This window comes from Priestia sp. P1_B12_1 (assembly GCF_056406695.1).
In genome coordinates, this window is the sequence record NZ_JBFTZR010000006.1 from 189,897 (window position 1) to 216,748 (window position 26,852).

Consider the following 26,852-nt stretch of genomic DNA (forward strand, 5'->3'; position numbering starts at 1 on the left):
GGAGAAAAATATGAAGATACAATTAGCATTAGATCGCGTCACAATTGAAGAAGCTATCATCCTTGCCAAGCTGGCAGAACCCTCTGTTGATTGGATTGAAGTAGGTACATCTCTTATAAAAGAGTATGGAATTGAAAGTATTTATAAAATCAAACAGGCATTTCCGCACAAGACGATTGTAGCAGATATCAAAACGATTGATAACGCGGAGTATGAATTTACAATGTGCTATCAAGCAGGAGCAGATATAGCAACAGTCATGGGCGTATCACCTTTACCTACGATAGAGACTTGCGCAAATGTCAGCGAAAAATGGAATAAAAAAATGATGGTGGATTTATTAAACACGTCAAGCAGCTCGCAAAAACAAGTAGGTACTTATAGAAACGCTATTTTTTGCCATCATATCAGCAAAGACGAGCAAGAAAAAGAAGGGAAATCGCTGAGTCGAATAAATTTGCGGCAGTATTTTCATTCAGATGCCCAAATAGCAGTAGCAGGAGGAATTAATCCAGCCTCAGGAGCATCATTACTTCAAATGAAAGCGGACGTCGCGATTATTGGATCAGCGATTACAAAAAGTGCGGATGTGGCAAAGGCATCTGCTGAATTTCAAGACTTATTTATGAGCAGGGGGAACGTATAATGACAAAAACACAAACGATTTTAGACGAAATTACGGCCGTAATGAATCACATAAAAGAACCGCAAATAGAAGAAGTAGCGTTTTCACTTTACCAAGCGAAACGAATTTTTGTTATAGGCGAAGGCCGCTCTGGGCTAATGGGCAAATCATTTGCAATGAGACTGATGCATTTAGGTGCGACAGTATATGTTGTAGGGGAGACCATTACTCCTTCGATTGCAGCAGGTGACGTGTTGGTGGCCGTATCTGGTTCAGGAAAAACACAGCAAGTGGTGAGTGTAGCTAAGAAAGCTAAAGAAGTAGGATGTTCAGTTATCGGCATTTCAGCTAGTACAGAATCACCGTTAACTGCTCATACTGATGAGCTGCTGCACATTCCCGCTGCAACCAAATATCGAAGCGAAAATGAAGCAGCTTCCATTCAGCCACTTGGCTCGTTATTTGATCAATGTGCGCACGTTGTATTTGATACCATTTGTTTAGAATACGGGAATTTGAATCACACGGATCATGAACAGGCGTTTAAGCAGCATAGCAATTTAGAGTAAATGGAAAGAGGCTAGAACAAAAGTAGGTTATTTAAAAGAAAATCCGAACGAATCCAGATTCTTGATAAAGAATCACATTCGTTCGGATTTTTTCATTGGTATTGGTGAGCTTAGGTTTCATGTGTGTAGTTGCTTCTAGCCGTTGATTGAATCGATGTAGTTATGCCTCACTCTCTTTTGATACAGATAAGTCTAAGTCTGAACGTTTACTTCAGTTTTGTTTATTGCGAGTATATTCCTTCTCTTAAAAGTAAATAACAGCATTTTTATGCTGAAATTGCTATAATATACAAGCCGGTACATATACTAAGGCGACTGAAAATAAAGGAGTTTTGATTAATGACAAAAATAAAATTAATTTCACATAACGATTTAGACGGGGTAAGTCCAGCACTATTGGGTCGGTTAGCGTTTGGCGATGATAACTTTGATTACAGCACGGTAAGCATTGGCCGCATCAATGACACTGTGACACATTTTATTGAAGAAGAAAATGATGGAGACACAGCTTTATACATAACGGATATTAGCGTAAATGAGGAAGTAGCGGAAAAATTAAATGAACTGGTAAAAAAAGGCCAGAAAATCACTCTTATTGACCATCATATCTCTGCTCTTCCACTAGCTGAGAAATACGATTGGGTTCATGTTATTGCAGAAGACGAAAACGGTAAAAAGACGGCAGCTACATCTCTTTTCTACCACTACTTAGTGCGCAACAACATGCTTCAAAAAACGGCGCTGCTTGATGAATACGTAGAACTTGTACGCTTATTTGATACGTGGGACTGGTTCCATGAAAATAATTTGAAAGCAAAGCGCCTTAATCACCTATATTATCTAATCCCGCATGAAGAATTTAAAGAAACCATTCTAGAAACACTTCGTGAATCGTATCATACTGAAAATCAAGAATTTACATTTACGGACAAACACGAAATTTTACTAGAAGCAGAAGAAAAAAAGATTGAAAAATACATTTATGACAAACAAAAACAAATCATAAAAGAAAGTGTTGAAATTGATAACACAGCGTACAATGCAGGAATTGTATTTGCAGATACATATCAGTCTGAGCTAGGAAATGCACTGTGTCTAGAAAACGAAGATATCGACTTTTCCGTTATGGTGGACATGGGACGCCAAAAGATTGGCTTCCGTGCAGTAAAAGACGAAATCAACTTAGCAGAAATTGTTGGACACCTTGGAGGAGGAGGTCATCCAAAAGCTTCTGGATGCAAGCTAACGGCTGAAACATTTGCTCTTTTCGTCACGGATCACTTGTTTAAAGACGAAGAAAAAAGTGAATAAAGCGTATAAGGAGGAGATGATATGTCGTTTAAAGATTTAGTTGTTGTTGTTACCGGAGCTGCGAACGGAATAGGTAAAGATGTATCCCGCGCATACGCGAAACAAGGAGCAAAAGTGGTACTGGCAGATGTGGACGAAACCGAAGGAGAGCGTCACGCAGAAGCTATTCAAAGACAAGGCGGAGAAGCCATTTTTGTGAAAACAGACGTCCGAAAAGAAGACGACATTTTAAATCTCGTTGAAAAAACGGTCAGTACGTATGAAACGATACATATTTTGATTAATAATGCAGGCGTTTCCCGCTGGAAATCACCGTATGAGCTAACCATTGATGAATGGGATGATATTATCAATACGAACCTGCGCAGCGTGTTTCTATGCTCTCGCGAAGCAGCTAAGGTAATGAGAAAAAACGAAAGCGGAGGCTCCATTGTAAACTTAGCTTCTACGAGAGCTACAATGTCTGAACCTCATACAGAAGCCTATGCTGCTACAAAAGGAGGAATCGTTGCTTTAACTCATGCACTTTCCATTTCACTTAGTGATGACAACATCACGGTAAATGCTATTTCTCCAGGATGGATTGAGACATCTGACTACGATGACCTTCGTGAAATCGATCATACGCAGCATCCGTCTAATCGGGTGGGAACGCCAGCCGATATCTCAAGAGCGTGTATGTACTTAACAAACGCCGAAAATGATTTTGTAACAGGAGCTAACCTCGTAGTAGACGGTGGAATGACGCGAAAGATGATTTATGAACATTAAGTATCTACGAAAAAAGACTGCCGTATTTAGCAGTCTTTTTTCATATAATCAAGAAAAGAAAAAGATAATATTTTTTCTTGACAGAACAAAATAATCATTGTAAAGTAAGTTACATAAAGTAATTAAATTTCAATTAATATTTTTTTAGTTTAATATCTCGAATTAGAGATATAAGAATTCATTATATCTTGTTTATCTCCTTTTATCAGGGGGAAGGGTATAAACATGCAATTTAAGCTTAAAAAAACAAACAATTAGGAGTGTGGAAAATGGGTTTTTTAGATAAATTATTTGATAAATCAAGTGATCAACAACAGGTTGGAAAAGATTTTTATGAAGCACTTAAAAACCGACGTTCTATTTATGCAATTGATAAAAATGTAAAAATATCAGAAGAAAAAATTGAAGAAATTATTAACTTTGCGGTGAAACATACTCCTTCAGCATTTAATTCCCAAAGCGCACGCGTAGTCGTTTTATTTGGCGAACAGCATGATAAAGTATGGGATATTACGAGAGAAACGCTTCGTAAAATTGTTCCTGCTGAAAATTTTTCAGATACGGATCAAAAAATGAACTTATTCGGAAGCGGCTATGGAACAGTTCTTTTCTTTGAAGATCAAGAAGTAGTGGAAGGACTGCAGAAGCAGTTTGCATCTTACAGCGAAAATTTCCCGGTTTGGTCTAACCAATCATCAGGCATGCTTCAGCATGTGATTTGGACAGCGCTTGAGCTCGAAGGCCTAGGAGCAACATTACAGCATTACAATCCATTGATTGACGATGAAGTAAAAGCAGCTTGGAATATTCCAAGCTCATGGAAATTAATTGCCCAAATGCCATTTGGTAATCCCGTGGCACCTGCGGGTGAAAAAGAATTTCAACCGCTAAGTGAACGTGTAAAAGTATTTAAATAAGCAAAAAAAGAGGTACGGAAAAAATTATTTTAGTTGAAGCAAAATCCGAACGATGAATCGTTCGGATTTTTTTATTGGTATGGCAAGCCTAGGTGTTGCGTATGTAGCTGCTTCTAGCGGTTGATTTCGTTATATCTCAGCCTCTTTTTTTCGGTAAATAGTTTGAATATTCTTTTATGTTTAACCTAAGAAAAATGCGGTTAAATAGGAGGAGTAGTCCTCAAATCTTCTGTGGAATTTATGCGCTATACATAAGCAATTCAACGATGTTTTACAAAAAAATAAAGTTTTTAACTTGGTTTTTTAGAGAATATTTGTTAACATATCCACTTGTGAGGTCTTAGTAAGAGGAGGATGATGTAAAGAATCCCATATCGGACGCAAGGGCGTAGATGTGTGGAGTGGAAATTTTAAAGGAGGATATTATGTCTGATCAAGGAAATCAAGGAAAGTTTAAAAAATCAATATCGTTACTTGACCTAACGTTAATTGGGATGGGGGCTATTTTTGGTTCCGCCTGGTTATTTGCGGTTAGTAACGTAGCGTCAAAGGCTGGTCCAGCCGGAAGTTTTTCGTGGCTGATTGGCGGAGTCATCATTTTACTTATCGGTTTAGTGTATGCTGAACTTGGAGCAGCGCTGCCGCGTACCGGTGGAATTATCCGTTATCCGGTTTACTCACATGGTCATTTAGTGGGTTACTTAATTTCATTCATTACCATTATTGCTTACACAAGTTTGATTGCCATCGAGGTAACGGCTGTACGTCAGTATGTTGCGTTTTGGCTTCCTGGTCTAACTAAACATGGTTCTGAATCGCCTACTACAGTCGGCTGGTTATTTCAGTTCGCGTTATTAACGCTATTTTTTATCATTAACTACGTAAGTGTAAAAGCATTTGCTAAGTCAAATGTTATTATATCTGTGTTTAAATATGCGGTTCCTCTTACAATTATCGTCGTGTTAGCTTATCACTTTAAATCAGCTAACTTTACAACTGGCGATTTTACTCCGTTTGGTTTTAATGGTATTCAAGCAGCCATTTCAACAGGTGGCGTTATGTTTGCTTACCTAGGACTTCACCCTATTGTTTCTGTAGCCAGTGAAGTTAAAAACCCGCAGCGTAATATTCCAATCGCGCTCATTATCTGTATTGTACTTTCAGCGATTATTTACACAGCACTGCAAGTATTGTTCATTGGTAACATCCCGGCTGATATGCTATCAGGAGGATGGGGAACAATTCAAGAGCAATTCTCTTTACCATTTAAAGATATTGCACTTATTTTAGGCCTTGGCTGGTTAGTAACGCTTGTTATTTTTGATGCTATTTTATCACCAGGCGGTAACGGGAACATCTTCATGAATACAACTTCTCGTTTAGTTTATGCTTGGTCTCGTAATGGAACATTATTTAAACGTTTCTCAAAAGTAGATAAGAAAACAGGAATTCCACGTGCGTCACTATGGCTATCATTTGGAATGTCCGTATTCTGGACACTGCCATTTCCTTCTTGGGAAGCGCTAGTAAACGTATGTTCAGTGGCACTTATTCTGTCTTATGCGATTGCGCCAATTTCAGCTGCTGCATTCAGAGTAAATGCAAAAGACCTTAAAAAACCTTTTAAATTAAAAGGCATGAGCGTTATTGCTCCTGTTTCATTTATTTTCTGTTCATACATCGTATATTGGTCAGGGTGGACGACAATTTCTTGGCTGCTAGGATCACAGCTTCTAATGGTTGTTATCTACGTAGCGTTTAAGAAATACGTACCAACTGACGTTGTAAAATTTGCACAGCAGCTTAAATCTGCTTGGTGGCTAGTTGCTTATTATATTATTATGCTTGTTATCTCTTATCTAGGTTCATTTGGTGGAGGACAAGGTGTGCTAAGCAACCCGCTTGACTTAATTTTAATTGCTCTTGTTTCACTCGGTATTTTCTACTGGGCGAAATACACAGGTTTACCAAAAGCAGTTATCGATACAGATGATTAATAAAAAACACGGCATGAATTCATGCCGTGTTTTTTATTTGTAGAGTACTTACTCTATTTATTTATCAAACAGCCATGTTTTTAAAATAGCAGCATACTCACGAAAGTAGGCTTGAAGTTTAATTGAATTTGGTGTTTTTGCACCTAAAGGATAAACGTCAAAGCCTTGACGTTTGGCAATAATAGAGGCGCGAAATAAATGAAAATCACTGCTAACAAGCACGACTTTTTTGTGTTGAATATCAACTTTCTGTTTAGTAAAAGTGAAATTCTCAAAAGTAGAAGTTGACTGATCTTCTTTTATAATTCGATTCTTTTTAATTCCTTCTTTTCGCAGAAAACGATAGGCTGCTTCTGCTTCAGAAATTTCTTCATCAGATCCTTTTCCGCCCGTTACGATAACTTTTGTCTGTTGATTTGCTTGTAAATAAGATAAAGCCGTCTTTACTCGTTCTTTTAAACTAGGAGACATTTGATCACCATCTACTTTAGAACCTAAAACGAGCACATAATCCGCGTTTTGTGGAACAGACTTGTGAGCAGTTTGATACATACAAAAAGATATGATTGCTATATAAAGAACAAACACGCTGATAAAGACATAAATGATTTTTTTCTTCAACTGTGAGCACCTTCCTAGCTATTCCATAAGATGTTTGGAAAATAATTGTTATTATAGCATACGAGACCCAAATAAGTATAAACACAGTAATATATAATAATAGAAGAAAATCGTTATTGTGAATGGTTATAAAATTCGTTACAATAAAGAATAAATGATTTTAAAAGTGCCTCTAAGGAGGATAATAGGGAAATCGGTGTAAATCCGGTGCAGCCCCCGCTACTGTAAATGTGGATGAACCTGCAAAGACCCACTAGTCAAACTAGGAAGGGTGCAGAAGTAAAATGAAGCATAAGCCAGGAGACCTGCTTTTAAAAACCCCTTATTTTTCGGTGGGAGAAATAAGTCAAGACAATGTGTTAATGAGCGCATGACCAAACCTTGACTTTTACAGTTAAGGTTTTTTTATGTGGTAGGGAGTGGAAAAAGTGAAAAAAGGAAAACCGCTTATGATTCAAGGAACGCACTCAGACGCTGGAAAAAGCATGATTGCTACAGCATTTTGCCGTATTTTTAAAGAAGACGGCTATCAAACTGCACCGTTTAAATCGCAAAATATGGCGCTTAATTCATACATTACAATGGATGGAAAAGAAATTGGCAGAGCGCAAGGAATTCAAGCAGAAGCGGCTGGAGTAGAAGCAACAACCAATATGAATCCTATTTTAATTAAACCAACTCGTGATCATGAATCTCAAATAGTTGTTCACGGAAAACCGCTACGTAATATGTTTGCTTTTCAGTATCGGCAAGAATTTTTTAATGAAGGTTTGAACGTTATCACGGAAGCTTATAAAGAGCTTGCCAATCATTATGATCGAATTGTGATTGAAGGCGCTGGAAGTCCTGCTGAAGTCAATTTGAACGATCGGGAACTCGTAAATATGCGCGTTGCAAAAATAGCAGAAGCGCCTGTTGTGTTAGTAGGAGATATTGATAAAGGTGGCGTTTTCGCGAGCCTAGTCGGTACTCTTCAATTGCTTCCAGATGAACACAAGTCTAGAGTTATCGGGGTGTTAATTAATAAATTCCGAGGAGATTTAGAACTTTTAAAACCAGGGTTGAAGTGGTTTGAAGAATACACGGGTGTTCCGGTTCTAGGAGTTATTCCTTATATGAACAACGTGGAAATTGACGCGGAAGATTCGTTATCACTCAGAAATTACTCAACGCTTGTGAATCCGTTAAAAGAAATTGATATTGCGGTTATCTCGTACCCGCGCATCTCAAACTTTACAGACATCGATCCTTTAAGCTTAGAAGAAGACTGTCACGTGAGGCTTGTAACCAAGCCGTCGCAATTAGGTACGCCTGATTTAATTGTTTTACCAGGAAGCAAAAATACGATTGAAGATGCTCAGTTTTTACAAGAAAGCGGCCTGGCTCTAGCCATTAATCAAGTTCTGAACACAACGAACGTTCACGTCATTGGCATCTGCGGAGGATATCAAATGCTAGGGGAGACAATTACAGACCCTGATGCAGTAGAATCTCGGATTGAATCCATTAAAGGGCTTGGCTTGCTTCCCGTGGAAACCGTTATGACAACCAGCAAAAAAACAGAAAGAGTTTCTGGATATGTCCAGTTAGAAAATGAAAGAGTTTTGATTGAAGGCTACGAAATTCATATGGGAAAGACGATTTCTAAGAGCACCACGGAAGCTTTTGCAGTGGTAGAGCATGAAAAAGAAGGAACGGTTAAAGACAACGTTATTGGCACGTATGTTCATGATGTGTTTCATAACGATGCTTTGCGCAGAGCTTTGCTTAATCAAATTCGTAAACATAAAAAATTGCCGCCTATTACGGACACATTCAACAGTCGCCTGCAAAAAGAGGAGTCTTTTTCAAAAGCAGCAGCATATGTGAGAGAAGCCGTAGATATGGAAAAGCTATATGAGTTAATAGACAACTATAAAAGCCCGGAGCAAACACAAAAAGTATAGCTTGTAGAGGCTTTCGCTTGTTTTTTTACCGAGAACTTTAGTACGCTATTCTATGTTGCCTAAGTTCAACAGTCTAGCACTCGTAACAAAGAAAAGATGATTGTTTCCAACTTAATGCATGGTGGAAGCATGGTTTATGGACAGGAAAATGAATGGTTAATGTAATGTAAAACATCACGCCTCGTTTCCTAGAGGAGCTGAACGTATTGATTTTTAAACGTATTTTTTTAAACAAAGCATCTATTTTATACATAGTCAGTTTATTTATTGTATGTACTTCGGTAATTATGGCCGTATTTATTGGTACAGTTTCGTTAACCGTAGGAGATACAATCAAAATTATTCTTGGTCACCTTACCGGGCTATCCTTATATCACGGTCCGGAAAACATGGATTTAATCATTTGGCAAATTCGTTTTCCAAGAGTACTGGTGGCATTTTTAGTAGGAGCTTCGCTTTCAATAGCAGGGGCTGCCTTTCAAGGGCTATTAAGAAACTCGCTTGCTGATCCTTATACGATCGGGGTTTCCTCAGGTGCAACCCTTGGCTCTGTCATGGCAATTTATTTTCATTGGAGTATTTTTGGTTTGTCTATCTTCACGCTGCCTGTAGTCGGCATTGTATCTGGTTTTATTACTCTTCTTTTAGTTTTTGGTATTACGAAACTCGCAAGCGGCAATTTGGCCAATGAAACCATCATCTTAGCGGGGATTATTTTATCATCCTTTATGAGCGCACTTATTTCATTAATTGTGGCTCTTTCTCCCGAAGAAGATGTAAGGCAGGTTTTATATTGGCTAATGGGAAGCGTATCAATGAGAGGATGGTCTCATATTCAAATTTTAGGGCCGTTCTTTTTGATCGGTACAATTATGCTGTTGTTACATGTAAAAGAGCTGAACGGCTTAGCATTTGGCGATCAATCTGCTCAGTTTATGGGAATAGACGTAAAGAAGAAAAAAAGAATGATTTTAATAGGTGCATCCGTATTAACAGGAGCTGCGGTATCAGTATCTGGGGCAATTGGATTTGTTGGCTTAGTTATCCCCCACGTAGTGCGTCTCGTAGCGGGAGCTAATCATAAGCATGTACTGCCGCTTTCTATTTTAATTGGAGGAAGTTATTTGGTTTTAGCAGATTTATTTGCACGAACGATATTAGAACCTCGTGAACTGCCTATTGGAGTCGTAACCGCCTTAATTGGTTCGCCGATTTTTACCCTGCTCCTTGTAAAAGAACGTATGCGGAAGAGAGGAATATCATGATTGAACTATATAATGTGACAGGAGGATACGATAAGCAGCAGCCGACCGTTCGTGACATCACGTTCACCGTAGACAAAGGTTCTTTTGTCGCTTTACTAGGACCAAATGGAAGCGGGAAAACAACGCTTATTCGTTTAATTATGAATGTATTAACCATTCAATCAGGAGAAGTGAAGGTGGAAGGAAAGTCAGTGAAGGCTTATTCACCAAAACAACTGGCGCAAAAAGTTGCAGTCATGACGCAAGAAAATCAAATTGGGCTAGAATTTACGGTTCAAGAAATTGTTTCACTTGGACGTTACCCTTATCAGGCAAAAGGATTGTTTAGCACTGTATCAGCACAGGATGAAGAAGTGGTGGAAAGCGTGATGAAATTAACAAACGTTTGGCACTATAGAAATCATACTTTTCAATCGTTAAGCGGTGGAGAAAAACAGCGGGTTTTACTGGCTAAAGCACTAGCGCAAGAACCTGACTACTTACTTCTTGATGAACCAACGAATCACTTAGATGTAAAACATACAATGGAACTGCTTCAGCTGTTAAAAACTTTACAGCAGGAAATGAGCTTAACGGTCCTGGCCATCTTGCATGATCTCAACATCGCCTCGCTGTTTGCAGATAATGCTGTGTTACTGAAAGATGGAAGAGTAGAAGAAACCGGGATGGATGCCATTTTTCAGGATGCAGCTACGTTAAAAAGAGTATATGGCGTTGATTTGCACGTATTTCACCATCCCGCTGTGAATAAGCAACAAATTGCTTTTGTGCCGCCGTATCAATATCCAGAGACGGACTTCGATGAGTTGTATCAGTTGCAAAAGGAACCGGGCAAGCTATGTTTATCCTTTATTCGTCCTTTGAGAACTCTTTCACTGGGTTCCAATGAAACAGGTCTAGACTGGTGTCAAGAAATTGTTCAACAGCAAAGCAGCGCTAACGCGGCGTGGAAATCTGCGTCTTTATCTAGTCATGAAGTTCGCTTAAAAGACGATAAAGGTTACTCGTGGCTGGCTGTGCTGACACATGGACAAAAAGAAAACGAAGTAAATATTGTTCTGCTAACAAATGCGCTGCTTTCGGACGGGAACTTACTTCATGCTGCGATGAAGGTAATTGAGTACCGGGCTTTCTTAGGAAAAACAGGACGTATTGTTGTAGCATCATCTCATCATAAAGAAGAAAATCAAGAAGAAATTTCAGAGTTCTTGATGGGACGCCTCCAGAAAGAATTACAACTATTTATGGAAACAAAAATGACCGACAATTGCTTTAAATAAGCAGTAGCGGTCATTTTTTATTCCTCGGAGTGATCAGGCTTTTCTGTTTCACCTCCTGAACTCATCGTTGTCTCAGTTGTATGTTCATCAATCTTTTTTTCTTTTAGCTTAACAGAAAACAAGTCTTTGACTTCTTCATCCACTTGATCAGAGTCAGCGCTGTAAGTGGTACCGATGTTTAGGTGACCGGTCAGATCTTTAATACCTAGCTGCCCAAAATTATTACTAAGGTCAATTTTGTCTAACAATACTTTTTCGACCATGATTTTTTCAACAACAATGGACTGCTTTGGCTGAGTTACTTCATCAATCTTTTTGTCAAGAGTTTTCACCATCTCATATAAGGCTGTATTGGACGATTCTTCCTTTAACGCAGAGAGCTGATTTTGAATAGCTTCGAAATTAGGAGCTGACTGCATAGCCGAGAGTAAATGAGCTGTTTGCTCGTGCAGTTGAGACAGTGATTGAATAAGGTGAGCTGATTCATTTAATTGCTGATGCAGCTCTTCTATTTTAGCGATCGCGTCGGTTAAACGCGTCACTTGATCAATAATTCCCTGCAGGTTCAGCGCTGAATCTGACGAAAGAGCAGGTTTTGTGAATTCAGCTTCATCAGAGGTCTTAGGCTCCATATGGCTAGGCAACTTCTTTGGCTGTTGAGGGGGTTTTTTTAGACTAGACTGTTTTTTAGCTTTCATCTTTTCGGGTAATTCTTTCCGCTTTTGATTAGAACGTTGGTCTATGGGATCTGCTTTTTTTTGAGTTGGAAGGGAAGACGGATTTATTTTACGGACTGTTTCAATTTTAGGCGATTGTTTAAACCACTTAGAAAACATGAAATTCCCTGCCTTTCATGCTACGTATAGTTCTGCACAATAAATTACAAATCAAATTTCACATGCAAAAGACCATCTTTAAATGATGCGTGACACGGCGCTTCCCCTACACCAGGCGGAAGGATGATTGATCGTTGAAACGTTCCTTCACGTCTTTCTTTGTGAAGAACATTTGCATCTTTCACGGTTAAAAGAGATGAACCGGATATGTGTAAAGTATTTTCGTGCATGGTCAATTCGACATCTGTTCGTTTAGCACCGGGTATTTCAATTACAACTAACAGCTGATTAGCCCGTTCATATACATCAATTAAAGGATAATCTCGATACTCATTTACAATTTGAGGAGAAGCATCTGCTTCCGTATCATTCTTTTCTTCATGATCATCGTCAAAAATCTTTTCCCAAAATTTCGTATGGTTTTCTTCTTGTAACGTTTCTGCCCACTTTTTAAATTTTCCGTGATTCATATTTGTCACCTTCTTAAAAAAAATAAAACAAGGCCTTTTGCAGCTTTCTATTTTATATGTATGCATGAAAATAGAAAAAAACGTCCACTTTAATCTAAATCGTGGACGTCTATTTGAGACATAGGAATATTAACATGTTTAGGCATCCGGATTTCCAACACTCCGGAACGATAGATGGCGCGTGTGCCTTTTTTACGAACCGAACAAGGAAGCTGAATTTCTTCTTTGAAGGATTCTTCTCCATCTATTCCTTCAATCGTACACACATATGGCGTATGATAGACTTTAATGCTTGATACAATATCGCGGTTAGGGATTTTTAGCTGCACAATGCATTCATCTAATGTATTGATGACGTTTGAATCAAATCTTCTTGGCTTTTGTCCATGACCTTCAGTTCCCATATCCTGCTGTTCTTTCATCATGTCTTGGGCTTGCTTAAAGAATTCATTTCCTTGCATAAAATCCGGAAAAGAATGGGACATCGTAGAAGAAATCATTTGCTGAATATACTTATTCATGTCTTTAGATGCCATTCCTTTTGGGATATTTTCCATCATTCCTTTAAAAGGAGACTTTCCAAATGGAAACATATTTACACACCTCCTTGTAATGTGCCAAGTAAAATAACAAAATTGTTAAAGCTAAATTTGATTTCCAATTGGAGCTGAAGGGTTCGCAATTTGATCTTGATCGCTTACATCAGGATCTAACACGCCCGTATTCATTTGAGAGCAAGTAGGAGAGAAGTTACCTAAAGAGAAATTTGCGCCGTTAAACTTTGAGTTCGCCGTGTGACTGTTTTGAATGGTGGAACCGAAATCAATATTTGCGTTTTGCGTGACACCGTTTGTTACGATATTAAAAACGTTAATTTGAAGAGGCATAAAGAGACTCCTTACTGTTTTTATTCATTCTACTCCAACGGCCTATTGCGTTCAGAGAGAATGTATTCACCGTTTGTCGTCATGCTGTTGACAAGCATTGCCCTATATCACTGCTGATAACCATTGACATGATCAACGTTTGCAATATCTGTTTGGTCATTTGTATCAGGATCGATATAAATGTTTCGCATTTTCGAGGAAGCAGGTGAGACATCGCCATAAGAAGAGTTCGTACCAGTGGATTTTGAATGAGCCGTGTGACTGTTATGGAGTGCTTCGCCAATGTTGACAGAACCGTTGCTTGAGATACTGTTGATCTTTAAATTATAAATGTTAATAACACTTGGCATACGCTCTCACCCTTTTCTATGGTTGATTAATGTATCCTATGATGATAAGTGCCTAAACGTTCACAATTCCTCATAACTAAAATCGCCTTTTCCGATTGAAGGAAAAAGCGATTAAGAGAGGATTACTTAATGATATGATGTGCTTATGAAATGGGTGCAATACGACAATTCTTTTTTTCTAAAATGTAAGAGATGCTTTGTTGGACAGTGGAAAATGTTCGCCAATTAAACTGAGAATCTACAAGCGACAGAGCCATTTTTGAAGAAAGACCAACAATAAGGCAAGTGGTACCAATCAAACGCAAAGCATCGTGAAGCGTGTTAATATAATAACCGTGTTCTTCATCTAACGAATGAAGGGAAGACAAATCAATAAGCAAATAGCGTGCCTGTTCTTTTACAACTGCCTCTAACACCGTTTCAGTCAGCTTCTTTCCACGTTCTATATTCATCTTACCGGTAATGGGCACAGCTAAAACCTCGTCCCATATCTTTAATAAAGGGGTAGATAAGTCCTCAATTAACTGTTCTTTTTCAAGCTCTGCTTCTGCTTGATCAGTAAAGTCTAATAACATAAGCAAGTAGCCATAACGCTCACCGTCTTTTGTGTCAATAGGGTGAATCACGGCTTCTGCTACGTATTGAGTTCCAATCGTTATACGCGTTCTGTAAGTTGTATGAAGAGAGGTGAGTAATTTTTTTGCTTCTTCAGAATTGGAATGAAAGAAATCCATATGCTTTCCAATTAACTCCTCAGTGTGAGATAACTGATAGATTGGGAGTACTGCTTGGAGTGTTTCAATTGCTCTTGCATTCATCCACTGCACACGGTGGTTTTTATCGGCAATGATCATGGTTTCTTGAATATTTTCTAAAATCAAATGTCCATTAAGCTTTTGTGGAAGTCGTCCAATTCCATTCATTCTCCATCTCTCCTTATGCGTGTAGTAAGTTTATGTACATCTACTTTATATTTTACAGTGAAAAGAATAAAGAAGGCTATAAGAAATTTATTAACGTGTATAAGGATTATGGTATGTAAAAAAACGTTGGAGTAAGCACTCGCTTCAATTAAAAAACTCCCCTGTGCAAAAGGGGAGGCCACCTTACTCATATGATTTAATAAAATCAACGTTGTGTTTTTCAACGCTTGATAAGTAGGAATCTCTAAATGATGAATCAGGCGTATACCATGACTTTTCATAAAAATAGGCTTGAAGATCTTTCGATTTAAATACATACCCATGCCGCGCATAGATTTCATTTCGAGCTAGCCTTAGTTCACTCGAGCTCAAACTGCTAATATCACTATAGCTTAATTTGTAAGAATCCGAACCAGGAAGAATATAAGAGCTTGAAGTAGCATAAGAGCGCGGCCCAGGCACGATCACTTCTCGTTCTTTTATGACGGTTTTTTCCTTTTCGACGGGCGGCGTTTGTATATTTAACATAATATTTTCTTCACTTTGAATAGTGTAGGGACTGCTTTTGAACGTTGTGCCGTCTTTTTGCACTTCTGCATGAACAGTGACGCTTCCATCCGTGGCAACAGGCCCTATTTGTGATGAGCTATTCACCTGCAGTCCCGTGCTTTTTCCATTTACGAATAAAATAGCGTCATCTCTATTCGATGAGATTGTAACGTAAGCCCCTTTAAATACCACAGATATATTCTCTTCTTTTTGTCGGTGAAAATTTACAGTGGTTTGGTCTGTAAGTTTTCCATAAGAGCTTTCATAAGAAGCCGTAAGCGGGTAATTTCCAATCATAAAAGGCCCTATTTTTTGCGTTTGATTCTTGGATATCGATTGTTTTGTATCATTGACTGTAACCGTTGCATCCTCTGGCATGGTGAGGGAGATATAATATGATGACGGCACAACCACGTACTGTTTTGTGAAAAGTAGTGAATGTTTCTGTTCTTTTATTGTAAAGTAGATACTCGATTTATTTTTTAAATCATTTTCGATGTCTCGTAAAATAGAACCATCGGAAGTTGCGTCTAACAGAGCTTGAATAGATATGTCATTAATAACTATAGTAGACTGCGAAGAGTCTAATAACTCTCTTAACACAGCTGTATCTTTCGATTCTAATGTCTCAATAAAGCGGTCAGCCGTCTTTTCTTCTGAGCCAGAGAAAAAGAAATAAAATACAAAAGTTAAAAGAAGTATAAGCGCAATACCCCCGCCAATATACCAGCTCTTTTTATGCTTGGCTGCAGCTGGCGACACGGTGAAAGAAAAGCCGCAGTTATTGCAAAATAATTGGTCTGTGCTTGCACTGGCCCCGCATTTTGGACATTGATTCATTCACACCATTCCTTTCTTTTTATTCCATTAAATGTATGGAATGTGTAGGTAAAACAGACCATTAAATTGGAAAAAGAATAGATTCAACAAGAAAGATAAACACACCAAACATGCACAGAAAAGGTGAGGTATGCTATGATAAGAACTATATATTAATCCGATAGGGACACTCTGTCATATAAAAAGGAGATGAAGCAAATGAGTGTTTCATTTGTAAATAAAAATCAAGAGTCTACGTATGAAAAATTGCTGCCTCTAGTCGAAAAATTTAAGAAACGAGCTTTTAAAATAGATGAAGAAGGTACGTTTCCCTTTGAAAATATTCAAGAGTTAAAAGAAGCGGGCTATACACGTCTTTCTCTCGAAAGCAAATATGGCGGACATGAATTACGCCTTTATGATTTTTTATTATTTCAAGAATTAATTGCTCAAGGAGATGCTTCTACGGCTCTTAGTATTGGATGGCATATGGGGATTACAATGGACTTGCGTGAAAAACAGCCTTGGAATCAGCAAATGCTCGATTTTATTTTTAAAGAAATAGAAAAAGGTGCACTTATTAACACCGCTGCTACTGAACCGAAGACAGGAAGTCCTACTCGAGGAGGAAAACCGGAAACGACAGCCGTAAAAACAAAAGAAGGCTGGCGAATCAATGGCCGAAAAACATTCACGACGATGTCTCCAGTGTTAAATTACTTTTTGGTAAAAGCAAGCATTGAAGGTGAAGAAGAGATCGGCTTATTTTTAATTCCTCGTGAAACAAGTGGACTTTCAATAGAAGAAACATGGGATATGATTGCAATGCGCGGAACAGGAAGTCACGACCTTGTGCTAGAAAACGTCGATATTAAACACGACTTTCTTGTTGAACGCCTCGGTGGTTTTAAAAAGAATGAGCCAAGCGGCTGGCTGCTTCATATACCAGCTTGCTACATGGGTACAGCCATCGCAGCAAGAGATTATGCTGTCGCATTTGCTACAGAATATTCGCCTAATAGTATTGAAGGAACGATTAGCGAGTTGCCAAATGTGCAGCGTTTAGTAGGAGAGATGGAACTTGAACTCATGCAGGCGCGTCACTTTATGTACAGCGTGGCAAATAAATGGGATGAAACAAGCGACCGAGCAGCATTAGCGGGAGAATTAGCAGCTGTCAAACACGTAGTGACCAATAGTGCCTGTACGGTTGTTGACAAAGCCATGCGCATAGTAGGAGCGCGTAGCTTGCAGCGCAGTAATCCGCTGCAGCGCTATTATAGAGACGTGCGTGCTGGGCTCCACAACCCTCCAATGGATGATATGACGGTTGTTAATTTAGCGAAGCAGGCGTTTGCTAGATAAAACTTAATAACATGTTAAATGATGAAAAACTGCTTATTATAGGCTATTCTATAGTAAGCAGTTTTTTCGTTACAAAAGGAGGAATTGAAGATGAAGTCCGTAAGAGAAATTCAGCTGACACCTCATAATATCGCGTGGGAAAAGGAATTTTCAAAAGAAGCTGCCACCTTAACAACTATAATGTCAGCTCAAGTTTTAGAGGTTCATCATATCGGAAGCACTGCTGTTCCCGGCTTAAGCGCAAAACCGATTATTGATTTACTTATTGAAGTGAAAGATATAAAAAAAGTAGATACATATAATCAAAAGATGGAACAGCTTGGATATGAAGCAAAAGGTGAAAACGGCATAAAAGGAAGACGATACTTCCAAAAAGGTGGAAATGAAAGAACCCACCACGTTCATATTTATGAAAAAGGCCACCCAGAAATTAATCGGCATATATGGTTTCGAGATTATCTGCGTACTCATCCTGATGCAGCAAAAGAATACGAAACGTTGAAAACAGAACTAGCGCATCGCTATCGCTTTGAACCGGAAAAATATGTGGAAAATAAAACGAATTTTATTCATAAAATAGATGGGCTAGCTTTAAAATGGAGAAAGGGAAGCAGCAATAAGAATAGGAAAGATGATCTTAGATAAAAAGGAGGAACGAGCTTGACTCCAGTTCTAAATCGACAGACAAATACAGGTAAAAAGAAAAAAACAATATGGATCAGCCTGATATCCTTTGTTATTCTTTGTTTTGTACTTTGTACGGCCATTTCTCTTTATGTAGGCATAAGCCTGACAAAACTAGATAAAAATCCTGCTGTGAAAAATCCTAGTGATTACGGCATGCACTATAGCAATCAAGTATTTTTGAGCAAAGACGGAATAACCCATTTAAAAGGATGGATGATTGAACCAACGGAACAGCCAAAAGCGACCATTATTATGTCACATGGATACGGAAATAACCGTGAAGCACAAGGAGCGGGCTTTCTGCCGCTGAGTAAAGAATTTGTAAAAGCGGGATATCGAGTAGTCATGTTTGACTTTAGAGATTCAGGAGACTCAGAAGGAAATCAAACGACGATTGGTGTAAAAGAACAGCTCGATTTATTAGGCGTTATTCAGAAAATGAAAGAAACAACAAAAGAGCCAATTGTGCTCTACGGCATTTCAATGGGAGCAGCCACTTCTTTATTAGCAGCCTCTCAAGATGACGACGTAAAAGCTGTAGTAGCGGATAGTCCTTTTAGCGATTTAACCTCTTATTTAAAAGAAAATCTATCTGTATGGTCTCATTTACCAAACTTTCCGTTTACACCGCTAACCATTGCTATTCTTCCTGTTATTGCAGATGTAAATCCTGCTGAAGCTAGTCCTATTAAAGCAGTCGAGCATATTTACCCTCGACCCATTTTATTTATACACAGCACAGGAGATACAAAAATTCCTTACACTGAAAGTGAAAAAATGGCTAAAACGCACCCGGATGCTTTTCACTTCTGGAAAACTGATAAAGCAGAACACGTTCAAAATTATCATGTATACAAAAAAGAATATGTAAAGCGCGTATTATCTTTTATTGAGCAATCGCTGTAAAAAAAGAGGCTGGGACAAAAATATTTTAGACGAAATGAAAAACGAACCATTGATCAAGACTTTTGATTAGTGGTTCGTTTTTTTGTTAAGACAAACGTAGATTTCATTTGTGTAAATCTTTAGATGGAATTCATTTCATTTGTGTAAATCTTTAGATGGAATTCATTTCGTTATGTCTCAACCTCTTTTAGCCGTTGATTTTACTTTGTTCTATAAGCTCAGCATATAAATTACGAAGAATGTAGGTTTTATAACTTTCTAGCTTTCTTCCATCAATTTTAGAGATATTGGCCGCTTTTAACTGTTGAACAAACCAGCCCTTGGAATAGATATAAGCCATCGTTAACCACTCCTTTAAAAAAGATGCACGCTAAATAATTAACTATATTCATAAAAGGAACTTAAAAGAAGTAAACAAAGCAAATGAATTGACGTTCATTTTTTACAGCGTTATACTGCTCTACAGCTACTTATAAAGGAGGAAATGAACAATGAGTAAACAGTATATAAACGTAAATGGGGTTAATTTGCACTACATAAGCAAGGGACAAGGAGATCTTATGCTATTTCTTCATGGGTTTCCTGACTTTTCGCATATTTGGCGACACCAGATAGATGAATTTTCTAATGATTTTCACACAGTTGCTTTGGACTTAAGAGGATATAACTTATCTGAAAAGCCAAGCGGACTAGAATCATACGAGATTGATGTATTAGTAGAAGATATTCGCCAAGTGATTGAAGGCCTAGGATATAGCTCCTGCACGCTAGTTGTACACGACTGGGGAGCAGGAATCGGCTGGACATTCGCTTATCGCTACCCGGAATATGTACAAAAATTAATTGCTTTTAACGGTCCGCACCCTTATACATTTATGCGTGAGCTTAGAACAAATAAAAATCAGCAAAAAGCAAGTGAGTATATGAAATGGTTTCAAAAACAAGAAGCACAGGACTATATGGAACGAGACAACTTCTCAGGTTTGCGTAAGCTTGTGATCGACCCAGGTGTAAAAAAAGGATATCTAACAGCTGATGATGTTCAAGCATACATGAACTCTTGGGAAAATGGCTCTGTGCTGTCTATGCTAAGTTATTACCGCAATTTAAAGATTTTTACAGAAGAAGACCTTCAAAGAAAATCTTTGTTTCCGTTAGAAGAAAAAGTGTTAAACATCCCGGTACAAATGATTTGGGGAAATCAAGATCCTACTTTTATGCCTGAAAACTTAGATGGTATTGAAGAATATGTGCCAAATATATCTGTTCACCGATTAGCTGAAGCATCTCATGCCCCTCAGCATGAAAAGCCTCAAGAAGTAAACGATGTGATGTGGAATTTTTTAAATAAGTAAAGATAAAAAAAGGCTCAGACAAAAGTAATTTAGTTAAAAGAAGATCCGAACGATGAATTGAGATTCTTAATGGAGAATCCAACTCGTTTGGATTTTTTTATTGCGCAGGTTTCATATATATAGTGGTTTCTAGCCGTTGATGGCGAAGACTCCTGCGAGAAAGACCCTGCAGGGCGCAAACGACGAGAAGGCTTAGCGGCTGCCTACAGAAAGCGAAGTCTTGCACGGAAATCAACAGCGGTGTTAAAAGTGATTCATACTAACTCATTTATCCCATTTGTTCGTCTTTAAATTGAATTTATCTTGTTATGTCTCAATTTCTTTTTCTGTTAAATTTAAAATATTTATTCAAAAAGTGATCCAAATGAATAAGGTGTTCGTTAGGTAAGTAGAAAAGGAAGTACTTCTTAAGAAAAGGCGGTTAAAAACTTTTTTAAAAAAAGTGATCTAACTGAAGAAGGCGTTCGTTAGATAAGTAGAGAGGGAAGGAATTCTTCACGAAGATGACATTTAAAAAAATTTTAAAAAAGAGTGATCCAACATCACTCAGCAATCGTTTAGTAAATAGAAAGAGAATACTTCCTAAAAAGGATCATTAAATGTGAGGGAACATGAAAGGTTAATATATAGAATATTCAAAATGTTCAATCTATTTAACGGTTTAAGATGTAGTAAGAATGAAAAAAGTGGCGTACATCAACTAAAAATGAGGAGAGTGGAAAATGATGAAATTAAGTAAAAAATTAATGATCCCTGTACTAGGAGCTTCACTATTGATGCCGACTATTGCAAATGCAGAGGAAGCAAAACCAACGGCAGTAACAAAAGCTTCAGATCTACGAGCGAACTTAGACTACCTATTATCTGAACACTTTACGCTTGCCGTTGCAGCTATGACAACAGCCTATGACGGTTCTAAAGATGCTGACGCTGCGTTTAAAGCATTGGATCAAAATGCCGTTGACATGGAGCCTGCTATTGCGTCTGTCTATGGTGATAAAGGAGCAGCTGAATTTGAACGAATCTTCAGAGAACACAACAATTACACAGATGATTTTGTAAAAGCAACAAAAGAAAATGATAAAGAAGCCATGGCTGAAGTAGATAAAGAAGTAAATCAATTCGTAAATGAATTTGCTAAGTTCTTAAGCACTGCTACGGAAGGCAAACTACCCGAAGATGCAGCAAAAGAAGCGCTTCGCGTACATGAAGACCAAGTAAAAGAAACATTTGAAGATTATGTAGCAGGTGACTACGAAGCGGCCGCTAAAACATACCGCGAAGGATATCAGCAAATGTTTGCCATTAGTAAAGCGTTATCAAATGCAATCGTAACGCAAATGCCTGATAAATTCGACAATACCAAAGTAGATACACCAGCAGCAGATTTACGTTCTTCATTAAACAGCTTAGCAGCAGAACATTTTGCTTTAGCAGCAATGGGAATGGAAAAAGGGTTCAACGGTTCAAAAGATTACGACTATGTTAGCTGGTTAGAAAATGCTAACACAGCAGATTTTAAAGCTGCAATCGGTTCAGTATATGGCGATGAAGGGGCTGCACAATTCGAAAAAATTTGGCAAGGAGATCACATCAATGCCCAAGCTGAACTAGTAAGTGCACAAGTAAAAGGCGATGAAGCAGGAGAAAAAGCTGCTAAAGACAAGCTCCATAAATTCGCGCAAGAATTTGGTACATTCTTAGGAACAGCAACAGATGGAAACCTTCCAACTGCAGACGCACAGGCAGCTATAAAAGCACATGAAGATACGGTTATTAAAACATTTGAGCAATATGCATCCGGCGACTACGCTGGAAGTTATGATACGTACCGTGAAGGGTATAAATTAATGTTTGGTGTCGGCCAAGCTTTAGGTGAAGCGATTGTAAAACAAAATCCCGATAAGTTTGCTGAGACAGCTATGCCAACAGATATGCCGAAAACAGGTATGGGCGGGGCATCTGAATCAACGATGAACCCACTAACAGCGATCTATATTGCACTAGGTTCGTTAGCTGTATTAACAGCTGGAGTTATTTTACGCAAGAAACCAGTAAGCAAATAATATTTTTTCTCCTTTTCCTTATGAATTACAAGTCAAGAGTCCTAAAAAAGAAGAGAGGTTGTTCTCTCTTCTTTTTTATAAACAGCTGTGAAACGAGGTGACGATGTGAAAAAAGCGATTGTTCTCGCCTACTGTATATTAAGTTTAGTCCTGCTTGTTAGCGGCGGACTATATTTTAAAGAACAAATGGTAGAAGCAAAAGAAATGAAGCAACAGAATGCAGCTAAGCAAAAAGAAAAAGAAACACAATCAAAGGATTTAAAAAGCCGGGTAACGCTTGAAGAGGAATTTGCTGTATTAAAAAAGCATAAAACAGAAGCCAAACAGTTAAACAAAGAATTCAAAGGAATTATTCCTGCAAAAGTGTCCATTCCAGCTATTCATGTGGAGGCTTCAATTGAACAAGTAGGGTTATTAGACAGCGGTGAAATGGCAGCGCCATCTACAGAAAATGGAGTTGCTTGGTTTGAACCAGGAGCTAAACCTGGCGTAAAAGGAAATGCTGTACTAGCAGGACACGTAGACAGTAAAACCGGTCCTGCCGTCTTTTATAATCTAAAAAACTTAAAAAAAGACGATGAAATTACCGTAAGAGATGCACAGGGGACCACGCTTACCTTTGTTGTTAAACGTACAAAAAGCTATCCGCGAGATAAGGCACCTTTAAACGAAATTTTTGGGTACAGCAACAAACGTAATTTAAATCTAATTACGTGTACAGGCACGTTTGACCGTGCAGAAGGAACCCATCAAGAGAGGTTAGTTGTATATACAGAACTAAAAGCTGACCAAGCAAAAGAATTGGAGCGTGAAGCAACTGCACCACAACCTCCCACACATGTAAAGATGAGCGGTAATTTGCTTACGTGGTACGCGGTACGAGAAGGCAATATTATCGGTTACCGAATTTATAAAAAGAACCAAGGCGGAACATTTGTCCATATTGGCAGCGTTTCGGAATTTGAGCGAAAAAACTTTGCCGACTCCGACGCATCTCAGTCTCGTTATTATGTAACAGCTGTTAACGAGTCAGGAAAAGAGTCTGCCCCATCTAGTATAGCGAAATAACAAAAAGCTCTCTTCAAACGGAGAGCTTTTTGTTATTTTTGATTGTCGATTCAAAAGATCTCTTCTGGCTTTCTATTTATCTAAATGCTATTAGTTTTAATAGATAAATAAAAATTCCTTAAAAATAATACTTGAATAATATAAATATTCAGATTATTATGTACTAATAGTCTTTTTGGTAATTAAAAGGAAAAAAACAAAAAGAATCTAAAAGAAAAGGGAGAGAAAGTATGGCACAACCTAATTTGCAAACAGAGCAAAAACCACATCCAACAACCTTTCTAGACAAACTATTAGGAAGAGTAGAAGCATTCGGAAACAAACTACCTGATCCTTTTATTTTGTTTGTATGCTTAGCGCTTATTATCGTATTAGCGTCTGTTGCTATTAATAGTATGGGAGTAACGGTGGTCCATCCTGGTACTAATAAGACTCTTCCAATTAAAAGTTTGTTGTCGCATGAAGGCATTCAGTATATCTTAACATCGATGCTGACCAATTTCACTGAATTTAAGCCCCTAGGACTTGTACTTGCTATGATGCTTGGAGTCGGACTTGCAGAAAAAGTAGGTCTGCTTGAAGTGGCCATAAAGAAAACGATTTTAAATGCTCCAAAAGCTCTTATTACATACGCGATCATTTTTACAGGAATTATGGCCAACTTAGCCGCAGATGCTGCTTTTGTCATCGTGCCTCCGCTTGCCGCAATGATATTTTATACAGTAGGAAGACACCCGCTTGCTGGATTAGCAGCAGGATTTGCTGGGGTGGGATCAGGCTTTACAGCGAATCTTATTATATCCGGAACCGACGGATTGTTATCAGGCATTTCTACTGAAGCTGCTAAAACAATTGACCCAAGCGCTGCTGTCAGTCCTGCAGCGAACTGGTACTTCATGGCGGCTTCTGTATTTGTTTTGACCGTTATAGGGGCGATCGTTACCGAAAAGATTGTAGAACCTAGGCTGGGCAATTATAAAGGAAAAAAACGCAATGATTTTGGTGAAATTAGTGAGGCAGAAGCAAGAGGATTAAAAAATAGTATCGTTGCTACATGTATTTATGTCGCTGTACTAGCTGTTTTCTTATTTTGGCCCAACTCTCCTCTACGAAATGAAGACGGTGGAATTGTTCCCTCTCCTTTTTTAGATGGTATCATTCCGATCACGCTGCTGTTTTTTGTGGTAGTTGGCTCTGTTTACGGAATAACAGTAGGGAAAATCAAAAGTTCTAGAGATATACCTGCTTATATGACTGATTCGATGAAAGATATGGCTAGTTATATTGTCCTTATTTTTGCGGCTGCTCAATTTATCGCTTACTTTAATTGGACTAATATTGGAACGTGGATTGCAGTAGAAGGAGCGGATGCATTAAAAGCACTAAATCTAACTGGACTTCCAGTTGTGGTTGGTTTTGTATTTTTAACTGTTGTTCTAAGCCTTCTTATTTTTAGCGGCTCCGCTCAATGGGCACTAGAAGCACCTATTTTTATTCCATTGTTCATGCTGTTAGGATACAATCCTGGATTTATTCAAGCAGCTTACCGAATAGCAGATTCGTCTACGAATGTAATCACTCCTTTAAATCCATATATGATTGTCATTTTAGCCTTTATGAAAGAATACGAGCCGAAAGCAGGACTTGGAACCATCATTTCACTTATGCTTCCTTATACTTTAGCCTTCTTAGGAATTTGGATTATAATGTTGATTGTTTTTGCTGTATTCGGTATTCCTCTAGGACCAGGTGTATATATGTATTTGTAAAGAAAAATCCTCTTCTACTCCAAGAAGAGGATTTTTTATGTTAGAAATTCTAACAATCATAAATGATATTGCAGCTTATGTGTACATAGAAGAATAAATAACAAAAAGAAAAGAGTCTAAAAAACAAAAGTTTTCTGAATAAATTTGCAAAAAGTAGTTGCTAAATACATATAAATCAAATATGATAGTAAACATAACAAGATATGTTATATAATCTAACATTAAATTTAGGGGTTATTTATTCGTACTTAAGGGGGAAATCATCATGCAAATGGGCGATTCAGTATTTATGTTTTTTTCGGCATTATTGGTTTGGATTATGACACCAGCTATTGCATTGTTTTACGGGGGCATGGTTCGAAGTAAAAACATGTTAAGTACCGCGATGTATAGCGTAGGTTCCTTAGCTGTTATATCCGTTCTTTGGATAGTAGCAGGCTATTCGTTAGCTTTTTCGACCGGTGGCAATGCTTTTATTGGTAACTTGGACTGGGTAGGATTAAAAGGAGTCGGATTCACTCCAAACGGGGACTACAGTGCTACGATCCCGCATAATATGTTTATGATGTTTCAACTGACATTTGCTGTACTAACAGTAGCTATTATCTCTGGGGCTTTTGCAGAGCGCATGAAGTTTTCAGCATTTATCTTATTTGCTATCCTATGGTCATTATTTGTATATGCACCAGTTGCACACTGGGTTTGGGGAGTTGGCGGATGGCTTCGTGAACTAGGAGCTATTGACTTTGCCGGAGGAAACGTCGTTCACATTTCGTCAGGTGTAGCAGGATTAATTCTAGCTCTTGTTGTTGGAAAACGAAAAAATGCCGATGCCGCAGCACCTCACAATTTACCGTTAACTCTTTTAGGCGGAATGCTGATTTGGTTCGGGTGGTTTGGTTTTAACGTTGGAAGTTCTTTAACTATTAACAGCGTTGCAATGACGGCTTTTATTAACACGAATACAGCGGCAGCAACAGGAATTATCGGCTGGCTTGTAGTAGAGTGGATTATCAATAAAAAACCTACGCTGCTTGGAGCCGTTTCGGGAGCGATTGCTGGACTTGTAGCTATTACACCAGCTTGTGGATTCGTTACACCGTTTGCCTCTATTGTAATAGGTTTTATCGGCGGTGCAGTTTGTTTCTGGGGTATCTTCTCACTTAAAAAGAAAATCGGTTACGACGATGCGTTAGATGCATTTGGTCTTCACGGTATTGGGGGAACGTGGGGAGGTATTGCAACAGGTTTATTTGCCACAACTTCTGTAAATGACGCTGGTGCGAATGGTTTATTCTACGGAGATCCAAGTCTACTTTGGAAACAGCTGGTTGCTATCGTAGCAACATACCTATTTGTCGGTATTGCTACCTTCATTATCGTTAAAGTGGTTGGATTAATCGTATCTCTGCGTGCGACACAAGAAGAAGAAACGCTTGGGCTTGATATTACGCTGCACGGTGAAAGAGCGTATCACGAATCGAATATGTAAAAGGGGTG

Annotated in this window: 26 protein-coding genes and 1 riboswitch; of the genes, 17 read left to right on the top strand and 9 right to left on the bottom strand. The window is 38.3% G+C overall.

The features are described 5' to 3' along the window. Positions 1-10: 10 nt before the first annotated feature. The 6 genes from hxlA (at position 11) to AC1D0Y_RS20155 (ending at position 6,190) form a co-directional block, all read left to right on the top strand. Entirely contained in the window at positions 11-646 is a 636-nt protein-coding gene (gene hxlA / locus AC1D0Y_RS20130; RefSeq protein WP_098248166.1) for a 3-hexulose-6-phosphate synthase, read from the top strand. Beyond that, complete coding sequence (hxlB, locus tag AC1D0Y_RS20135) at positions 646-1,194, top strand: 6-phospho-3-hexuloisomerase (protein ID WP_028412834.1); 549 nt, start codon at positions 646-648, stop codon at positions 1,192-1,194. Before hxlA ends, hxlB begins: the two co-directional genes overlap by 1 nt. A gap of 339 nt (positions 1,195-1,533) precedes the next feature. Then, positions 1,534-2,505, top strand: coding sequence for a DHH family phosphoesterase (locus tag AC1D0Y_RS20140; RefSeq protein WP_060746904.1), 972 nt, complete (start codon positions 1,534-1,536; stop codon positions 2,503-2,505). Between the two features lie 21 nt (positions 2,506-2,526). Next, positions 2,527-3,276 carry a glucose 1-dehydrogenase gene (locus AC1D0Y_RS20145; protein ID WP_477707869.1) on the top strand — a complete coding sequence of 250 codons (750 nt, stop codon included), beginning with the start codon at positions 2,527-2,529 and terminating at the stop codon, positions 3,274-3,276. Between the two features lie 269 nt (positions 3,277-3,545). Next, entirely contained in the window at positions 3,546-4,193 is a 648-nt protein-coding gene (locus AC1D0Y_RS20150) for a nitroreductase family protein (protein WP_098332836.1), read from the top strand. Between the two features lie 425 nt (positions 4,194-4,618). Beyond that, positions 4,619-6,190, top strand: coding sequence for an APC family permease (locus AC1D0Y_RS20155; RefSeq protein ID WP_025751241.1), 1,572 nt, complete (start codon positions 4,619-4,621; stop codon positions 6,188-6,190). A 57-nt stretch (positions 6,191-6,247) separates the two neighbouring features. On the opposite strand, the gene AC1D0Y_RS20160 is transcribed toward AC1D0Y_RS20155, so the two are convergent. Further along, positions 6,248-6,811 carry a YdcF family protein gene (locus tag AC1D0Y_RS20160; protein ID WP_028409094.1) on the bottom strand — a complete coding sequence of 188 codons (564 nt, stop codon included), beginning with the start codon at positions 6,809-6,811 and terminating at the stop codon, positions 6,248-6,250. Between the two features lie 147 nt (positions 6,812-6,958). After that, positions 6,959-7,138, top strand: a riboswitch (cobalamin riboswitch). A 92-nt stretch (positions 7,139-7,230) separates the two neighbouring features. On the opposite strand from AC1D0Y_RS20160, the gene AC1D0Y_RS20165 reads away from it, so the two are divergent. The 3 genes from AC1D0Y_RS20165 to AC1D0Y_RS20175 all read left to right on the top strand — a co-directional run bounded on the left by AC1D0Y_RS20165 (position 7,231) and on the right by AC1D0Y_RS20175 (position 11,302). Then, positions 7,231-8,757 (top strand): cobyric acid synthase, encoded by a 1,527-nt coding sequence (locus AC1D0Y_RS20165; RefSeq protein WP_081085309.1) that lies wholly within the window; start codon positions 7,231-7,233, stop codon positions 8,755-8,757. Positions 8,758-8,963: 206 nt separating this feature from the next. Further along, positions 8,964-10,022: a FecCD family ABC transporter permease gene (locus tag AC1D0Y_RS20170; protein ID WP_060746901.1), complete on the top strand. Its 1,059-nt coding sequence runs from the start codon at positions 8,964-8,966 to the stop codon at positions 10,020-10,022. Continuing rightward, the gene (locus AC1D0Y_RS20175) at positions 10,019-11,302 is read left to right on the top strand and encodes an ABC transporter ATP-binding protein (protein WP_060746900.1); all 1,284 of its coding nucleotides are present in this window, start codon (positions 10,019-10,021) and stop codon (positions 11,300-11,302) included. Before AC1D0Y_RS20170 ends, AC1D0Y_RS20175 begins: the two co-directional genes overlap by 4 nt. A 17-nt stretch (positions 11,303-11,319) precedes the next feature. On the opposite strand, the gene AC1D0Y_RS20180 is transcribed toward AC1D0Y_RS20175, so the two are convergent. The 7 genes from AC1D0Y_RS20180 to AC1D0Y_RS20210 form a co-directional block, all read right to left on the bottom strand. Further along, positions 11,320-12,138, bottom strand: coding sequence for a hypothetical protein (locus AC1D0Y_RS20180; RefSeq protein WP_060746899.1), 819 nt, complete (start codon positions 12,136-12,138; stop codon positions 11,320-11,322). A 44-nt stretch (positions 12,139-12,182) separates the two neighbouring features. Beyond that, positions 12,183-12,608 carry an Hsp20/alpha crystallin family protein gene (locus AC1D0Y_RS20185; RefSeq protein WP_050689783.1) on the bottom strand — a complete coding sequence of 142 codons (426 nt, stop codon included), beginning with the start codon at positions 12,606-12,608 and terminating at the stop codon, positions 12,183-12,185. An 89-nt stretch (positions 12,609-12,697) separates the two neighbouring features. Next, positions 12,698-13,201, bottom strand: coding sequence for an Hsp20/alpha crystallin family protein (locus tag AC1D0Y_RS20190; protein WP_013057627.1), 504 nt, complete (start codon positions 13,199-13,201; stop codon positions 12,698-12,700). A gap of 51 nt (positions 13,202-13,252) precedes the next feature. Continuing rightward, the gene (locus AC1D0Y_RS20195) at positions 13,253-13,495 is read right to left on the bottom strand and encodes a spore germination protein (RefSeq protein ID WP_013057626.1); all 243 of its coding nucleotides are present in this window, start codon (positions 13,493-13,495) and stop codon (positions 13,253-13,255) included. Positions 13,496-13,602: 107 nt separating this feature from the next. Beyond that, positions 13,603-13,845 (bottom strand): spore germination protein, encoded by a 243-nt coding sequence (locus AC1D0Y_RS20200; protein ID WP_013057625.1) that lies wholly within the window; start codon positions 13,843-13,845, stop codon positions 13,603-13,605. Between the two features lie 143 nt (positions 13,846-13,988). Continuing rightward, positions 13,989-14,768 (bottom strand): STAS domain-containing protein, encoded by a 780-nt coding sequence (locus AC1D0Y_RS20205; RefSeq protein ID WP_060746898.1) that lies wholly within the window; start codon positions 14,766-14,768, stop codon positions 13,989-13,991. Between the two features lie 183 nt (positions 14,769-14,951). Next, the gene (locus AC1D0Y_RS20210) at positions 14,952-16,157 is read right to left on the bottom strand and encodes a TcaA 3rd/4th domain-containing protein (protein WP_477707870.1); all 1,206 of its coding nucleotides are present in this window, start codon (positions 16,155-16,157) and stop codon (positions 14,952-14,954) included. A gap of 198 nt (positions 16,158-16,355) precedes the next feature. Between AC1D0Y_RS20210 and AC1D0Y_RS20215 the strand changes: the two genes are divergently transcribed. From AC1D0Y_RS20215 to AC1D0Y_RS20225, 3 genes are all read left to right on the top strand, one after another. After that, the gene (locus tag AC1D0Y_RS20215) at positions 16,356-17,501 is read left to right on the top strand and encodes an acyl-CoA dehydrogenase family protein (protein WP_060746896.1); all 1,146 of its coding nucleotides are present in this window, start codon (positions 16,356-16,358) and stop codon (positions 17,499-17,501) included. A gap of 90 nt (positions 17,502-17,591) precedes the next feature. Beyond that, complete coding sequence (locus tag AC1D0Y_RS20220) at positions 17,592-18,146, top strand: GrpB family protein (protein ID WP_033579422.1); 555 nt, start codon at positions 17,592-17,594, stop codon at positions 18,144-18,146. A gap of 15 nt (positions 18,147-18,161) precedes the next feature. Further along, positions 18,162-19,094, top strand: coding sequence for an alpha/beta hydrolase (locus AC1D0Y_RS20225; protein WP_047750594.1), 933 nt, complete (start codon positions 18,162-18,164; stop codon positions 19,092-19,094). Positions 19,095-19,281: 187 nt separating this feature from the next. Here AC1D0Y_RS20225 and AC1D0Y_RS20230 read toward each other — a convergent pair whose 3' ends face one another. Beyond that, a complete protein-coding gene (locus AC1D0Y_RS20230) occupies positions 19,282-19,434 on the bottom strand; it encodes a YflJ family protein (RefSeq protein WP_081085308.1) in 153 nt (50 codons plus the stop codon). Positions 19,435-19,585: 151 nt separating this feature from the next. Here AC1D0Y_RS20230 and AC1D0Y_RS20235 point away from each other — a divergent pair, with 151 nt between their 5' ends. The 5 genes from AC1D0Y_RS20235 to AC1D0Y_RS20255 all read left to right on the top strand — a co-directional run bounded on the left by AC1D0Y_RS20235 (position 19,586) and on the right by AC1D0Y_RS20255 (position 26,844). Then, the gene (locus tag AC1D0Y_RS20235) at positions 19,586-20,449 is read left to right on the top strand and encodes an alpha/beta fold hydrolase (RefSeq protein WP_028409083.1); all 864 of its coding nucleotides are present in this window, start codon (positions 19,586-19,588) and stop codon (positions 20,447-20,449) included. Between the two features lie 722 nt (positions 20,450-21,171). Next, entirely contained in the window at positions 21,172-22,515 is a 1,344-nt protein-coding gene (locus tag AC1D0Y_RS20240; RefSeq protein ID WP_060746895.1) for a hypothetical protein, read from the top strand. A 105-nt stretch (positions 22,516-22,620) separates the two neighbouring features. Next, positions 22,621-23,583 (top strand): class F sortase, encoded by a 963-nt coding sequence (locus AC1D0Y_RS20245; RefSeq protein WP_477707871.1) that lies wholly within the window; start codon positions 22,621-22,623, stop codon positions 23,581-23,583. A gap of 230 nt (positions 23,584-23,813) precedes the next feature. Continuing rightward, on the top strand, positions 23,814-25,352 hold the full coding sequence (locus tag AC1D0Y_RS20250; protein WP_201026598.1) for an AbgT family transporter: 1,539 nt from the start codon (positions 23,814-23,816) through the stop codon (positions 25,350-25,352). 265 nt (positions 25,353-25,617) lie between these two features. Beyond that, positions 25,618-26,844, top strand: coding sequence for an ammonium transporter (locus tag AC1D0Y_RS20255; protein ID WP_013057612.1), 1,227 nt, complete (start codon positions 25,618-25,620; stop codon positions 26,842-26,844). The last annotated feature ends 8 nt before the right edge of the window (positions 26,845-26,852 follow it).

What these genes read in the sequence shown, in the direction of transcription:
- AC1D0Y_RS20210 (WP_477707870.1), bottom strand. Translation starts at nt 16,157, where the DNA reads ATGAATCAATGTCCAAAATGCGGGGCCAGTGCAAGCACAGACCAATTA.
- AC1D0Y_RS20200 (WP_013057625.1), bottom strand. Translation starts at nt 13,845, where the DNA reads ATGCCAAGTGTTATTAACATTTATAATTTAAAGATCAACAGTATCTCA.
- AC1D0Y_RS20215 (WP_060746896.1), top strand. Translation starts at nt 16,356, where the DNA reads ATGAGTGTTTCATTTGTAAATAAAAATCAAGAGTCTACGTATGAAAAA.
- AC1D0Y_RS20240 (WP_060746895.1), top strand. Translation starts at nt 21,172, where the DNA reads ATGATGAAATTAAGTAAAAAATTAATGATCCCTGTACTAGGAGCTTCA.
- AC1D0Y_RS20155 (WP_025751241.1), top strand. Translation starts at nt 4,619, where the DNA reads ATGTCTGATCAAGGAAATCAAGGAAAGTTTAAAAAATCAATATCGTTA.
- AC1D0Y_RS20185 (WP_050689783.1), bottom strand. Translation starts at nt 12,608, where the DNA reads ATGAATCACGGAAAATTTAAAAAGTGGGCAGAAACGTTACAAGAAGAA.
- AC1D0Y_RS20150 (WP_098332836.1), top strand. Translation starts at nt 3,546, where the DNA reads ATGGGTTTTTTAGATAAATTATTTGATAAATCAAGTGATCAACAACAG.
- AC1D0Y_RS20180 (WP_060746899.1), bottom strand. Translation starts at nt 12,138, where the DNA reads ATGTTTTCTAAGTGGTTTAAACAATCGCCTAAAATTGAAACAGTCCGT.
- hxlA (WP_098248166.1), top strand. Translation starts at nt 11, where the DNA reads ATGAAGATACAATTAGCATTAGATCGCGTCACAATTGAAGAAGCTATC.
- AC1D0Y_RS20250 (WP_201026598.1), top strand. Translation starts at nt 23,814, where the DNA reads ATGGCACAACCTAATTTGCAAACAGAGCAAAAACCACATCCAACAACC.
- AC1D0Y_RS20205 (WP_060746898.1), bottom strand. Translation starts at nt 14,768, where the DNA reads ATGAATGGAATTGGACGACTTCCACAAAAGCTTAATGGACATTTGATT.
- AC1D0Y_RS20220 (WP_033579422.1), top strand. Translation starts at nt 17,592, where the DNA reads ATGAAGTCCGTAAGAGAAATTCAGCTGACACCTCATAATATCGCGTGG.
- AC1D0Y_RS20230 (WP_081085308.1), bottom strand. Translation starts at nt 19,434, where the DNA reads ATGGCTTATATCTATTCCAAGGGCTGGTTTGTTCAACAGTTAAAAGCG.
- AC1D0Y_RS20145 (WP_477707869.1), top strand. Translation starts at nt 2,527, where the DNA reads ATGTCGTTTAAAGATTTAGTTGTTGTTGTTACCGGAGCTGCGAACGGA.
- hxlB (WP_028412834.1), top strand. Translation starts at nt 646, where the DNA reads ATGACAAAAACACAAACGATTTTAGACGAAATTACGGCCGTAATGAAT.
- AC1D0Y_RS20175 (WP_060746900.1), top strand. Translation starts at nt 10,019, where the DNA reads ATGATTGAACTATATAATGTGACAGGAGGATACGATAAGCAGCAGCCG.
- AC1D0Y_RS20140 (WP_060746904.1), top strand. Translation starts at nt 1,534, where the DNA reads ATGACAAAAATAAAATTAATTTCACATAACGATTTAGACGGGGTAAGT.
- AC1D0Y_RS20190 (WP_013057627.1), bottom strand. Translation starts at nt 13,201, where the DNA reads ATGTTTCCATTTGGAAAGTCTCCTTTTAAAGGAATGATGGAAAATATC.
- AC1D0Y_RS20235 (WP_028409083.1), top strand. Translation starts at nt 19,586, where the DNA reads ATGAGTAAACAGTATATAAACGTAAATGGGGTTAATTTGCACTACATA.
- AC1D0Y_RS20255 (WP_013057612.1), top strand. Translation starts at nt 25,618, where the DNA reads ATGCAAATGGGCGATTCAGTATTTATGTTTTTTTCGGCATTATTGGTT.
- AC1D0Y_RS20195 (WP_013057626.1), bottom strand. Translation starts at nt 13,495, where the DNA reads ATGCCTCTTCAAATTAACGTTTTTAATATCGTAACAAACGGTGTCACG.